Annotated in this window: 8 protein-coding genes; all 8 read right to left on the bottom strand. The window is 40.8% G+C overall.

Annotation, left to right across the window (positions count from 1 at the left end; genetic code table 11):
• Positions 1–15: 15 nt before the first annotated feature.
• The gene (gene recO, locus H8Z82_RS13685) at positions 16–768 is read right to left on the bottom strand and encodes a DNA repair protein RecO (protein WP_186995412.1); all 753 of its coding nucleotides are present in this window, start codon (positions 766–768) and stop codon (positions 16–18) included.
• Positions 769–788: 20 nt separating this feature from the next.
• Positions 789–1,697, bottom strand: coding sequence for a GTPase Era (gene era, locus H8Z82_RS13680; protein WP_186995411.1), 909 nt, complete (start codon positions 1,695–1,697; stop codon positions 789–791).
• Positions 1,698–1,763: 66 nt separating this feature from the next.
• The gene (locus H8Z82_RS13675; RefSeq protein ID WP_186995410.1) at positions 1,764–4,688 is read right to left on the bottom strand and encodes an insulinase family protein; all 2,925 of its coding nucleotides are present in this window, start codon (positions 4,686–4,688) and stop codon (positions 1,764–1,766) included.
• A gap of 50 nt (positions 4,689–4,738) precedes the next feature.
• Positions 4,739–5,338, bottom strand: coding sequence for a DUF6553 family protein (locus H8Z82_RS13670; protein WP_186995409.1), 600 nt, complete (start codon positions 5,336–5,338; stop codon positions 4,739–4,741).
• Positions 5,339–5,390: 52 nt separating this feature from the next.
• Positions 5,391–6,506, bottom strand: coding sequence for a UDP-galactopyranose mutase (glf, locus tag H8Z82_RS13665; protein ID WP_173743451.1), 1,116 nt, complete (start codon positions 6,504–6,506; stop codon positions 5,391–5,393).
• Between the two features lie 165 nt (positions 6,507–6,671).
• The gene (gene putP / locus H8Z82_RS13660; protein ID WP_330607977.1) at positions 6,672–8,288 is read right to left on the bottom strand and encodes a sodium/proline symporter PutP; all 1,617 of its coding nucleotides are present in this window, start codon (positions 8,286–8,288) and stop codon (positions 6,672–6,674) included.
• Between the two features lie 332 nt (positions 8,289–8,620).
• Entirely contained in the window at positions 8,621–11,098 is a 2,478-nt protein-coding gene (locus tag H8Z82_RS13655; protein ID WP_186995407.1) for a leucine-rich repeat protein, read from the bottom strand.
• A gap of 1,153 nt (positions 11,099–12,251) precedes the next feature.
• On the bottom strand, positions 12,252–14,276 hold a 2,025-nt coding region (locus tag H8Z82_RS13650), incomplete at its 5' end, for a leucine-rich repeat protein (RefSeq protein ID WP_186995406.1).

Raw genomic sequence — 14,276 nt, 5'->3', positions numbered from 1 at the left:
CTTTTGCAAGGTTTCTCAACTCATTATTTCCAGAATTTCAAGGCTTTTGAACTTTTTATCTGTATTTTTCGCTATATATTTATGTATGAAACGCTCTAATTCCGCCAGTACTTCCTCCTTCACAGTGAAGGTATAGAGTTTTCCCAGGTCTGCCACTGCAGCATACCGCATGACATAAAGGGCTGACTGAGAGATTCTTCCCCCATCTTTCACCTGTCTCAGACATTCCTTGCACAATATCCCATGTGCCTCCTGAGAAAAGAAAAGTTTCTCTTCTTCTCCAGGCTGTTTTCCACAGCCTGTACAGTTAAAAAGAGAGGGACCCACTCCCTGAACAACCATCATCCTCAATTCAAAAATACAGCGAATCAGCCGGTCCTCAATGTGTGGATTCAAAAGGGCTTTCACCGTCACATACAACAAATTCATGGCATCCTTCTCATCGGTTCCTTCCTGTCCAAAATAGTCTGCCAGTTCCAGGAAATAGAAACCATAATAGATACCCGGCTGTTTTTCTGCCAGTTCTGCAAAATGATGAGTGATAGATACCTGATTCAGATTGTAGCTTGTCCTGCCCTCATAAAGAGTAAAAATACCAAAAACAAAGGGAGTTGCAGCTGCCAGAAAAGGGCTGTTCGGGCGGCGTGCGCCTTTTGCAAAAGCAGAAATTTTTCCTCTCTCTCTTGTGAGAAGAACAATCCGCTTGTCATATTCTCCCACAGGCATGGCTGAAAGTACCACTCCCTGCACGGTTATCAGATCACTCATTGATTTATCCTTACATATTCTCAGATTTCTTTTTTGTCATATCCGAAGTTCTTGATAAGGAAATCACTGTCCCTCCAGTCCTTTTTTACCTTTACCCAAAGCTTCAGATTAACCTTTGATTCCAGCATCCGCTCAATCTCATATCTTGCATTGCTTCCGATTTTTTTCAGCATGGCACCCTGTTTGCCGATGATGATTCCCTTATGAGACTCTCTCTCGCAGATGATAGTCGCATCAATATCCACGATCGAATTTTTTCCGGGACGTGTTTTCATCTGATCAATGGCAACTGCGATCCCGTGGGGAATCTCTGCATCTAGGGCATGAAGAGCCTTCTCACGGATGACCTCAGCCACGATCTGGCGCTGAGGCTGATCTGTGACCGTATCCTCATCATAAAACATTGGTCCATATGGAAGATATTTCAGGATACAGCCAATAATATCCTGGGTATTCTGTCCCCGCAGTGCGGAACATGGAATGATCTCTGCAAAATCGCATACCTTACGGTAGGTATCAATAGCAGGAAGTATTTCCTCTTTAGATACTGTATCGATCTTATTGATGATCAGGATCACAGGTACTCCGATTCCCTGAAGCTGTTCTGCTATATGTCTCTCCCCGGCTCCGATAAAGGTACTTGGCTCCACCAGCCACATAATGGCATCCACTTCCTTCAGTGTTCGTTCTGCCACCTGGACCATATATTCTCCCAGCTTGTTTTTTGCTTTATGGATACCCGGGGTATCAAGAAATACAATCTGTCCTTCATCACAGGTATAGACTGTCTGGATACGGTTTCTGGTTGTCTGTGGTTTCTTGGATGTAATGGCAATCTTCTGACCGATCAGGTGATTCATCAGAGTAGACTTTCCTACATTTGGGCGTCCGATGATCGCTACAAATCCGGATTTAAAATTTTCGTTCATTTTGTTCTTTTCCTTATAAATTATTACTTTTCCATCTATATCTGCAACATAATATCATGTTTACTCTCAACAGTTGACCAGTGATTTCACTTCCATCAATACATCAGAAGCCTCAGATACCTTGCTCTCGCTTCCTACAACACAGATCTGGTCTGCTGCCAGAACTGCTTCTATGATCTCAGCCAGCCCATGGATATCCTCCACAGATGCATTCAGGATCTGATCTCTCTCTTTCTGGATCATCTCTTCTGTCACACCGCAGAAATAGGCTGTCTTTGAAACAGAGCCTTTCATCTGAGGTGTTTTGGGCACATCCTTGCCACTGATAGTACCGATGATATATTTTGTCATCTCTCTTTCATCTGCCTGGAAACCTCGGATATACTCCGGAATTCCCTTATATACATCCAGCGTACGTTTCAGATGAGGATCACGGTAGGACACCAGATAGCTCTCTCCATTTCTCTTAAATCCGCTCATACAGCCATATGCGCCGCCTTTTACACGCAGATTGATCCACAGATAGTCATAACTTAAGATAACTTTCAGAATTTCCAGTGCACCTGTATATTCCAGACCTTTTTTCTTAAAGTTACCAGTCTGGGCCACATACTGGACCTGTCCTGAAGTCTTAAAGCCTTCGTTCTTCTTTGTGCAGGTCAGTTTGTCCTGTGATCTCTCCACAGGATCTGTGCAAAGTCCCTCTTTTACAGAGAATGCCAGCTTCTTAACAGTTTCCAGTGATTCCTTCTCTCCTGTATAGCTGATTATAAAGTTCTCAGGACGAAGGATCTCCTTCATCAGTCTGCGAAGTTCTTCTACAGTTTCTTCTTTTCTCTGGTCAAAATCTTTCTCCAGCTTCTCGATAAACTGATAATATCCGATTCCTGCCATCTCATCCTGAAATGCAGCCATAGGTGAAGAATATGCTGTCGCTCTCAGCACAGCAGTGGAATGTCCTGCACCTGTCAGATTTACCTGAGCACGGGATTTCACAGACGCAATAATCTCATAGAGACGTTTTGTATCTTCCAGTTTTGAACTGTTCAGGATCTCCTGGATCATTTTGAAAAGAAAATCCAGTTTTGTATAAAGCGCCTTTCCCCTTACAGAGAACATAGCCTGAAACTCTTCTGTTGAATCAGCTCTGTCAAAAACCTCTACTCCGCAGTTGATACCGCCTGTATTGGCATTGATCTCATTGAACAGCTCTCCGTATGTGTGCTCCTTTGTATCCACATATCCCAGCACAGATTTCAGCAGTCCCAGATAAGGGATCTGTTCCGGTGCAATACTGTCCGTCTTAAACATCAGATCTACATATCCGATACCATTTGTACATACCTCATGATAAAGGAACAGGCTGTCATCTACAGATAATTCTTCATTTACAAAGTTCCCGGCCTCTTTCTTAATATCACTTCTCTTTAACATAGGAATACATTCCAGTGCTTCCGGATCCTCCTCAGATTCCTGGTATGCTTCCAATGCTTTGGTCTTCTCAACCATTGTATTCAGCTCTTCTTCAGAAAGGCTGCTTCTGTATACTTCCAGTTTCTCTTCCAGCTCTTTCTCACGCTGAGCTGCCAGTCCCTTCTTTGGCACAAGAGTAAGAATGCAGCCATGAGAATTCTCAAGAAGATATCTGCGGATCAGCTCTTCAAAGTATCCTTCATTTACTGCTTTCTTCAGATTCTCAAATACCCTGAGCATCTGCACCTGTGCAAAAGGAGCTTTACTCTCATACAGCCAGTCTCCCAAAATATCAAGACTGTACATCAGTCCCTTTGGATAAGAGGAGAAGTCTGCCTCACGGTAACGGAATTCAAAATAATTGATTCCCGCTTCCACTGCTTTTTTATCAATTCCATTCTTAACAATATTTCCAAGTACCTGTCTGATCACAGATACGAACTCTTCTTTTTTGTCAGGATTGGATCCCTTTGCGATCACTGTAAAATATGGCTGAAGAATTCCGTCATCATAAGAGCCATAGACATCCTTGCCCAGCTTTGCATCCAAAAGTGCCTGCTTCAGCGGTGCTCCCGGTGCACTTAAAAGAGCATAGTCAAGGACTTCAAATGCCATTGCCATCTGGCTGTCCCCGGCATTTCCGGCGATCATATTATAAGAAAGATAGGTATTATCCTCTTCTCCCTCATTCTCTGCAATAGGATACTCCAGAGTCACATCCCGGCATTCATCAAATGCCCTCTGTTCCCGGATCACAGAATCCACATCCAGGTATTCAAAATGAGACAGGTAATGCTCATCAAGGAAGTTAAGCTTCTCATCCATATCCATATTTCCATAGAGATAAATATAACTGTTGGACGGATGATAATAGGTTTTGTGGAAATTCAGGAAATCCTCATAGGTAAGATCCGGGATATTTTTCGGATCACCGCCTGACTCACAGCCATAAGTGGTATCAGGAAAGAGATGGTTCATGATCTCACGCTCCAGAACCTCATCCGGAGAAGAAAATGCCCCCTTCATCTCATTGTATACAACACCATTATATTTCAGAGGTCCTTCCGGCTGTTCCAGATGATAGTTCCAGCCTTCCTGACGGAAAATCTCTTCTCTCTTATAAATATTCGGATAGAATACCGCATCCAGATAAACATGCATCAGATTCTGAAAATCCTGATCATTACAGCTTGCTACAGGATAGCAGGTTTTATCCGGATAAGTCATGGCATTCAGGAATGTGTTCAGAGAACCCTTTACCAGTTCCACAAAAGGATCCTTTAATGGAAACTCCCTGGATCCGCAGAGCACACTGTGCTCCAGGATGTGTGCCACACCTGTGCTGTCCTTAGGTGGTGTGCGAAATGCGATATTAAATACTTTATTCTCATCATCATTCTCGATCAGCATAACTCTTGCGCCGGTTTTTTTATGGCGAAGCAGCCATCCCCTGGAATGAATATCTGTAAGATTTTCCTCCATTATCACTTCATATGCTGTCAAATTCTCTTTGTTCATTTCTGCCTCCAAGTTATTTTTTATTACTGCCCCCTCTGTTCACAGTAACTTTATTTACCTGTTTTTGCGTCCAGTCCACCTTCACCCGGAAAATGCTTTTCATAAGCTTCCCTTGCTGCCCTGGTAATAATCCCCAGTTCTTCCTGCATATCAAGGTTTACAGGAAGCTGTACAGCAGTCTCATAAACATCTATCTGTAATTTGTTTTTGGCACCTTTTTCTCCGATGGGAACAATTCCGCAGATTATGGTATTATAATTCTTATCCTTTTCACACAATTCCATGTACGTTTTCACCATATGGCAGCATTCTTTGTACAAAAGCTCCTGGCGAAGTGCATCTCCCTGCTGAAATTCTCTGAATTTCAATTTTTCCAGATGTTTACCGATTTCTTTTTTTGCACTTTTCATGCCAAAGAATCTCCTGCCTGCATCCCTGTTGTATTCCAGAGACATCCACAGTCCCAAATATCCGTCAGCACGTCCATCTCCAGTCTCAGAAACAGCACTGTAGCGAATATCCCAAAGTTCCTTTCTAATGGCATTCCCCTCTGTGTCCTCTCCTGCTGCAATGGACTGATCCAAAAACATTTTTCTTTTCATAGGATCATGTTCTTTATAATAAAGGGCAATCAGCTGTGTATCTTCCATAAATCTTTGTTCCTTTCGTTTTCATTTATATATTTATTATTCTCAGTCTTTTTTATTCTTCCTCATAGGCAAGCTCAGTTTCTGCCATTGCAAGAGCTTCTTCAATCACCTGATCCATATCCATATAGCGATACATACCCAGTCTGCCTCCGAAAAGTACTTTTTTCTCCTCCAGGGCTTTTCGCTCGTATTTATCAAATAATTCACTGTTCTTGGGATCATTTACCGGATAATAAGGTTCCCTGCCTTTTTCCCAGGCAGCCGGATACTCTCTGGTGATCACTGTCTTTGGCTGAGTTCCAAATTCAAAATGCTTATGCTCAATGATCCTTGTATAAGGCACCTCATAATCTGTATAATTGACCACAGCATTTCCCTGATAGTTACCCATTTCCAGGGTTTCTGTCTCAAAACGCAGGGAACGGTATTCCAGTTCACCATAGCAATAGTCATAAAATTCATCGATCATACCTGTAAAAAGAACCTTTTCAGCCTGATCCATCAGTTCCTTTTTATTTGCAAAAAAGTCAGTATTCAGGCATACCTGCACACCCTCAAGCATTTTTTTGATAATGCGGGTGTAGCCACCCTTAGGGATACCCTGATATGGATCCTTAAAATAATTGTTGTCATAAGTATATCTAAGAGGAAGTCTTTTAATAATAAATGATGGCAGATCCTTGCACTCTCTTCCCCACTGTTTCCGTGTATATCCCTCTATCAGCTTCTCATATACATCCTGTCCTACCAGGGCCAGAGCCTGCTCTTCCAGGTTTTTAGGATGAGTAATATGCATTCTGGCTATCTGCTCCTGGATCTTTGCCTTAGCCTGTGCAGGAGTCTTTACCCCCCACAGCTGATGAAATGTATTCATGTTAAAAGGAAGATTGTATAATTCATCTTTATAAACAGCAATCGGGGAATTTACAAAATGATTAAACTCAGCAAACTGATTGATATACTCCCATACATCCTTTCTGGAAGTGTGGAAGATATGTGCTCCATATCTGTGCACCTGAATTCCCTCTACCTCTTCCGTATAAATATTTCCCCCAATATGTCCTCTCTTATCAATAACCAGACAGGTTTTTCCCTTTTTGGTAGCTTCATGTGCAAAAACTGCACCGAAAAGTCCCGCTCCTACGATCAGATAATCATATTTTTTCATGTTATACACCTTCTTGTTTTTTAATTCAGGCGGACAAAATCATCCGCTTCGCTACTTGCTCATAACCGAATAACTACTCCGCAGTTTGATTCGGTAAAAAAAGCAGCAGCACAATTTCTCGCGCTACTGCTATTATAACAAATTCCTCTAAAATTGGATAGCCCTTTATTTCATAGAAGCCACTTCATCAAACACATCTGTGATCTCTTTAGACGGTGCTTTTGTTGCAAGACTGAAGACAATGATCATTACCAGACTTACTGCAAATCCCACTGCAAGAGAATATAATCCCGTATAGGTACCAAGGGTCTGTCCGGATACAAATGGAATGTAGTCCCAGATAATAACAGTCAGACCGCCGGAAACAATTCCTGCCACAGCTCCTGCCAGATTAGTACGTCTCCAGAACAGAGACATTACCACGACGGGGCCAAAGGCTGCTCCCAGTCCTGCCCAGGCATTTGATACCAATCCCATAATACTGCTGTTTGGATTCCAGGCAATTACAAAAGCAAGAACAGAAACAATAATAACTGTAAATCTGGCAACTGTTAAAACCTCTTTGGAATCTGCATCCTTCTTTACAAACTGATGATACAAATCCTCAGAAGCTGCTGATGCAGTTACCAGAAGCTGGGAATCCGCTGTGGACATAATCGCCGCTAAAATACCACAGAGGAAAATTCCTCCGATAAACGGAAGTGCAAGGTCATTGGAAAACAGTTTCCCGATCATCTCTATAAACACACTTTCAGAGGAAGATGCCCCCTCTGTTCCCAGAACTTCCGGTAACAGGTAAGCACGTCCGATCACACCGATAAAGCATGCTGCAGACAGAGAAAGAATATCCCACACAATAGCGATCACACTGGATTTTTTCAGCTCTTTTTCACTCTTCACAGCCATAAAACGGGTAAGGATATGGGGCATTCCACAATATCCCAGTCCCCATGCAAGCTGTGAGAAAATCTCAATAAAAGTATAATTACGTTCTCCGTTCTCAAATGCATTAAGGAAAGCTGCGGATCCTCCCGGTGCCCCGCTCTGGTTCAGCAGATCCGCCAGATTTCCCGGAAGCATAAAATAAGCAACCAGCGGTACAACAAGAAGACCTATCAGCATCAGTGTTCCCTGTACAAAATCAGTTACACAGACTGCCATAAATCCACCCATAAAGGTATAGCAGAGAATAACTCCGGCTCCTATTGCCAGTGCTATATGATAATCAATTCCAAATACGGTATTAAACAGTTTACCACCTGCTGCCAGTGCTGATGCCGTATACACCAGGAAAAAGACCACAATTACAATTGATGAGATCAGAAGCAGGATTCGCTTCTTATCCTGAAAACGATTTTCAAAAAATGCAGGAATCGTCATGGAATTATTGGCTGCTATGGTATATCTGCGGAGCCTTCTGGATATACACAGCCAGTTCAGTACAGTTCCGATAAAAAGTCCCACTGCGATCCAGATCTGTCCGGTTCCCAGTGAATAGATAGCACCCGGAAGCCCCATCAGAAGCCATCCGCTCATATCAGATGCCTGCGCAGACAGAGCTGCCACCCAGGCATTCAGCCCTCTGCCTCCCAGAAAATAATCCTCTGAGTTATTTGTTTTCTTCATATAAACCACACCGATCACTATCATAAGTAACAGATAGGCTACAAATGCGGACAATATGATCATAGTATTACCACTCACTTCTCTTCTCCTCCTTATTACGCAGGCATCTTTTACTTTTTCTGTCTCTGCCTGTTTTTCATTTCTACACTTTAACATATCAAATCCCAAAAAATCAATAGCGATTCTGTTTATTTATGTTTATCATTACATTTTAGAATGTCAAATATGTTTTATATCACACATTTTTATAATTCCTCTCCGTCGCAGTGCATCCTGCCCGGAGGGCTTTTTTATGTTATAGGAACCTTACGGAGTAATTTCCTATAACCGAGTAGGAGGCGGTGATTAACCGCCGTCCTCTCACAGCGTACGTACTCTTTCTTTCCATATCTGATTGAATGACCTAGACGCTTTCACATTAGAAATGTGTGCTACCAGGTACGCAATGCAACAGGCACAGTGATAACACTGTGCCTGAAATACATTCTCTATTTAACAATCACCTTAACTATATTGGAATAAGCTCCCGTCGTGGCATAATTTCCATTCTCGTCACGGACGATTCCACGCATTTTAAAATAATAGGTATTATCTTTCTTTAAAGCCTTTGTGATGAAGTTCTTATCACCGTCTGTAAACTTCATCAGACGCTGATAACCTTTATCTTTTGCATTACGATAATAAATCACATAACTGCATTCCCCATCCTTATATGCTGCAAAAGCGCCACTCCAGTCAAGTCTTACCTTATGGCCGGAAACAGCCTTTCCTTTCAAAGACGGTGTTCCAGGCGCAGTAAAGCAGATTACCTGACTTTCACTATAATCCGAATAATAATTCTTTCCGTTTACACGATTGTAGGCACGAACAATGATCTTGTAACGCTGTCCTGCAGCCAGACCTTTCACTGTCATAGAAGTCAATGAATTCTTAACGTTTACACGTTTGATATTTTTTCCGGTTCTACTGTCCTGCACATAAACCACATAACCATCCGGACGAATTTTTTCTGACATCCATTTACAGGTAATGGATGAATCCGTTCTTCCTGTCACCTGTACCCCTCTCACCATTGCAGGGCGAAAAACATTTACCTTTTTAATCTTTGATGGAATACTGTAATACTTCTTATTTCCATCTTTTGAATATCCCCGCACACTCAAATAGTAAGTACCCTTCTTTACATTTTTAAAAGTAACATTTATGGTACTCTTGTCTTTCAGCTCGTATTTTTTTATACTCGGAACAGATTGAGAAACCTTCAATCCATTCCAACCATAATAAAGAAATTTTTCTTCCGGTTTGATTCCAAGTACATAATCGTATGCATATGCATGTTTATCCAGGTTTTTCAAAGTCACCGTTACTGTTGAACCCTTTACAGTAACTTTGGTGATTTCCGGCAGCACAGGCGTATTTACTTTAACCGTTGCTTTTTTCGGAGGACTCCATATTGTCCATGTTTTATCTTTTTTTAAGCCCCGGACTCTGATATAATAATCTCCTGCTTCCGAAAGATATGGAATTTCTACAACAGCATCCTTCATTTCAAAAGTTCGTATACTTTCTTCCCAAGTAGCAATCAAAGTACCAGGTATCAGTAACTCCACATCCTCTCCTTCATATGGCTCACCTTCTGCAACCTGATCCACTCTGTATTCATACTTCATAATATCAGTATTTTTTCCGGCGACAGATACATTGATTACATTTCCTGCTACAACTGGTTTGTTCACTTGAAGCACAGATATTTCTGTTACCTTTCCATTATTCTTGAAATTGATTCCCATTGAATCAGCATAGGCCTCCGCATAAGAACCTTTTTCTCCAATAATCGTAATACTATTTTCAATCCCCCAGAAAGCGGTTGCAGAGATTTCCTTTACATTTGAAGGAATATAAAGTTCTTTTAAGCTGTAGCAATTCTTAAATGCACCGTCATCAATTGACTCAACACTTTTTCCTATTTCCACCTTCTTCAACTTTGGACAATCACTATAATCACTGGCTCCTATACGACGATATCCATTCCCCGTATGCACATATTCCAGATTTTTACAATCACTTGCTATAAACTCCCCATCAATCTCAGTAATATGATCTGGTATAATAAGCTCACGAAGCATAGAACAACGGAACATACACAAATCATAGCTTCCTATTTCCTGTATTGTATCTGGGAATTCTACCTTTTCAATATCTTTTCTTGCCTGTGAAAACATAGTTACCGGTGTACCATACAGTCCTCTCTCTACAGAAACATTTCCCCTTAATCCTTCGGCATGATAATAAGGGCTGTGCCACTCAAAAATACCAGCCCAATACGAAACATTATCGACCTCTACTTCCTCCTCACCATCTTCATTTACGGGACGTTCTCTTACTACCAGATTTATTTTTTCATTATCCTTAAGATCATTGTAAATATAGGTGTAGCGATAGCACTCAACGGTAAGCCCCTCACAGCCATCGAAGATATTTTTTCCCACCTCAAAGAAGGCTGATTCTACAGATACTTTTTTTAATTTCGTACAATTCTGAAAAGCTTTGTCTGCTACAGAGTATACAAACAAGTCTTTCGTTCCGTCACTGACGTATTCTTTCAGCGTAAGATCCTCAGGCACTTCCTCTGTGTAGCCTACAATTCCACAGGTATCCCTTCCGGTATCTTTGCGGTATATCACTCCTTCGTAAACAAACTGATTCGAAGACAACTCTGTTTCCGCTGAAACAACAGGCTCTGAAGTCATATCCGGCACTTCCGATACGGATTCTGTTCCTACTCCGTCATCAAAAACATTCTCCAGCAAATCTTCTTCCACAAACGAATCTGCACTCCCGTCTGCCTGTCCAACTTCACCGCCATCTGTAAATGCTTCACTTCCGAATGCAGAAACAGGTGTCAAAGACATTGTCATTGCTAGTACCGTTACAAGAAAGGTTCTTTCCCACTTTTTTCTCAACATACTTTTGCTCCTTTCTAAAAATCACTCTGGAATATCTCCATATAGACTAACGCTCCCATTCACACTTAAAGACGCATGTAATGGTGTCTGATTGAAATGCAGTCGATTTTAATATTTTACTTTTGCTCTTACTACTCACTTTTGCAAAATACATTGTGCTTCCTATCCTTGCCATAGCTACAGCATTTGTAAAACCTGATGCTGGATTATCAACTTCAGCTGCAAGTGTTGAACCACAACTAAAACGTAATTCCTTCTATGACATTGTTCCGGCCATAAGTATACCTTATAACATATGAGTATTACCATTCATTAGTAAAGTGATTTTAATATCTTATATCGTTTCCCTCCTTTACTCCTTTATTAATTCATATGTGTTATATGAATATACTATATATATATCACTTTATAAGCATTATGTCAATATATTATTAGTTTATTTACAATTATTTTATAATTGTTTCGTAACAATTTATTTTTATTTAATTAATATTATTCAATCAGAAGTAAGACAAATTTGCCAATTTAACTTATACTGGCTTTCATAGGTCGAGTAGGTGCACCCCTTACGGTCGTACACCCATCACAGAATTCCGGACGTGTGGCTTTCCCGCATCCGGCTCTTTGCGAAACGAATCGTTCACATTATCATCATTATCATTCGTATATAATGACATATATCCGGGGTCTTACCAGTGGATAGCTGTTATCCAGCATATTTAGAATTCTACCTAGTTATAGCTTTTCTTCTGGCTTCTCCGGTTCAGGCAGTAGAACAGGCTTCTCATGATGTTATATCAGAATGCCGTTATATTTTCTGTATTATCCGTAATTCCATAATAATGGTAATAATCAGTTAGTATCTGGTTAAGTTTTGCAATCATCTCTTTTAATCTGCATGTTCTCATCTTCACTACCCTCATGCATAAGCTCATATAAGATTTCTGTCCGTCAGACCAGAGATTTGCCCATGAGTTAGTATGTTCCCCACATCCAGCTTCCTTCAGATTCTATCTCACGATGGATATCCTTGCATTCGGCTATATCCTTCCCACTACCGGGCGGATTCCGAACATGCACCGATTAGAAATGTGTGCTACCAGATACGCAATGCAACAGGCACAGTGATAACACTGTGCCTGAAATACATTCTCTATTTAACAATCACCTTAACTATATTGGAATAAGCTCCCGTCGTGGCATAATTTCCATTCTCGTCACGGACGATTCCACGCATTTTAAAATAATAGGTATTATCTTTCTTTAAAGCCTTTGTGATGAAGTTCTTCTCACCGTCTGTAAACTTCATCAGACGCTGATAACCTTTATCTTTTGCATTACGATAATAAATCACATAACTGCATTCCCCATCCTTATATGCTGCAAAAGCACCACTCCAGTCAAGTCTTACCTTATGGCCGGAAACAGCCTTTCCTTTTAAAGACGGTGTTCCAGGCGCAGTAAAGCAGATTACCTGAGCTTCATTATAATCCGAATAATAATTCTTTCCGTTTATACGGTTGTAAGCACGAACAATGATCTTATAACGCTGTCCTGCAGCCAGACCTTTCACTGTCATAGAAGTTAATGAATTCTTAACGATTACACGTTTGATATTTTTTCCGGTTCTACTGTCCTGCACATAAACCACATAACCATCCGGACGAATTTTTTCTGACATCCATTTACAGGTAATGGATGAATCCGTTCTTCCTGTCACCTGTACCCCACTCACCATTGCAGGGCAAAAAACATTTACCTTTTTAATCTTTGATGGAATACTGTAATACTTCTTATTTCCATCTTTTGAATATCCCCGCACACTCAAATAGTAAGTACCCTTTTTTACATTTTTAAAAGTAACATTTATGGTACTCTTGTCTTTCAGTTCGTATTTCTTTATAGTTGGAACAATCTGGCTGAAGCCATCGTTACTGGATTCTTTTGGTTCGACTCCCAATACATAATCGTATGCATCTGCATGTTTATCTCTGTTCTCCAAAGTTACCGTTACTGTTGAACCATTTACAGTAACTTTACCGATTTCCGGCTGAGCCGGTGTGTTTACTTTAACCGTTGCTTTTTTCGGAGGACTCCATATCGTCCATGTTTTGTCCTTTTTTAAGCCGCGGACCCTGACATAATAATCTCTTGCCTCCAGAATGTATGGAATTTTCACAACAGTATCTTTCGTTTCAAAAGTTTGTACTCTTTCCTCCCAAGCAGCAATCAAAGTACCAGGTATCAGTAACTCCACATCCTCTCCTTCATATGGCTCACCTTCTGCAACCTGATCCACTCTGTATTCATACTTCATAATATCAGTATTTTTTCCGGCGACAGATACATTGATTACATTTCCTGCCACAACTGGTTTATTCAATTTAAGCACGGAAGTTTCTGCTGTCTTCCCGTTACTTCTGAACTTAATTCCCATGGAAGAAGCATAAGTCTCTGCATAAGAACCCGTCTCTCCAATAATCGTTATACTGTCTTCAATTCCCCAAAAAGCGGTTGCAGATATCTCCTTTACATTTGAAGGAATATAAAGTTCTTTCAAGCTGTAGCAATTCTTAAATGCACCGTCATCAATTGCTTCAACACCTGTTCCTATTTCCACTTTCTTCAGATTCGGACAATCACTGTAATCACTGGCTTCTATGCGGCGATAGCCATTCCCTGTATGCACATATTCCAGATTTTTACAATCACTTGCTATAAACTCTCCATCAATCTTTGTAATGTAATCCGGAATAATAAGTTCACGAAGCATGGTACAGCGGAACATGCACAGATCGAAGCTTCCTATTCTCTGTATTGTATCCGGAAATTCTACTCTCTCAATATCTTTTTTTGCCGCTATAAACTCAGTTACCGGTGTACCGTACAGCCCTCTTTTTACAGAAACAGCCCCTCTTAGTCCTTCAGCAAAATAATAAGGTTTGGGCCACTTAAAACCAGCCCAATACGAAACATTATCGACCTCTACTTCCTCATCACCATCTTCATTTACGGGACGTTCTCTTACTACCAGATTTATTTTTTCATTATCCTTAAGGTCATTGTAAATATAGGTGTAGCGATAGCACTCAACGGTAAGCCCCTCACAGCCATCGAAGATATTTTTTCCCACCTCAAAGAAGGCTGATTCTACAGATACTTTTTTTAATTTCGTACA

Origin of the sequence: Blautia difficilis, assembly GCF_014297245.1 — a bacterium.
Lineage (GTDB): Bacteria > Bacillota > Clostridia > Lachnospirales > Lachnospiraceae > Blautia_A > Blautia_A difficilis.
Note: the sequence above shows the minus strand (reverse complement) of the source record. Positions and strands in the feature narration are given on the sequence as shown.

Bases quoted from the DNA above. Each gene is read 5' to 3' on its own strand.
- H8Z82_RS13655 (WP_186995407.1), bottom strand. From the start codon at position 11,098: ATGTTGAGAAAAAAGTGGGAAAGAACCTTTCTTGTAACGGTACTAGCA.
- glf (WP_173743451.1), bottom strand. From the start codon at position 6,506: ATGAAAAAATATGATTATCTGATCGTAGGAGCGGGACTTTTCGGTGCA.
- era (WP_186995411.1), bottom strand. From the start codon at position 1,697: ATGAACGAAAATTTTAAATCCGGATTTGTAGCGATCATCGGACGCCCA.
- H8Z82_RS13670 (WP_186995409.1), bottom strand. From the start codon at position 5,338: ATGGAAGATACACAGCTGATTGCCCTTTATTATAAAGAACATGATCCT.
- putP (WP_330607977.1), bottom strand. From the start codon at position 8,288: ATGTTAAAGTGTAGAAATGAAAAACAGGCAGAGACAGAAAAAGTAAAA.
- H8Z82_RS13675 (WP_186995410.1), bottom strand. From the start codon at position 4,688: ATGAACAAAGAGAATTTGACAGCATATGAAGTGATAATGGAGGAAAAT.
- recO (WP_186995412.1), bottom strand. From the start codon at position 768: ATGAGTGATCTGATAACCGTGCAGGGAGTGGTACTTTCAGCCATGCCT.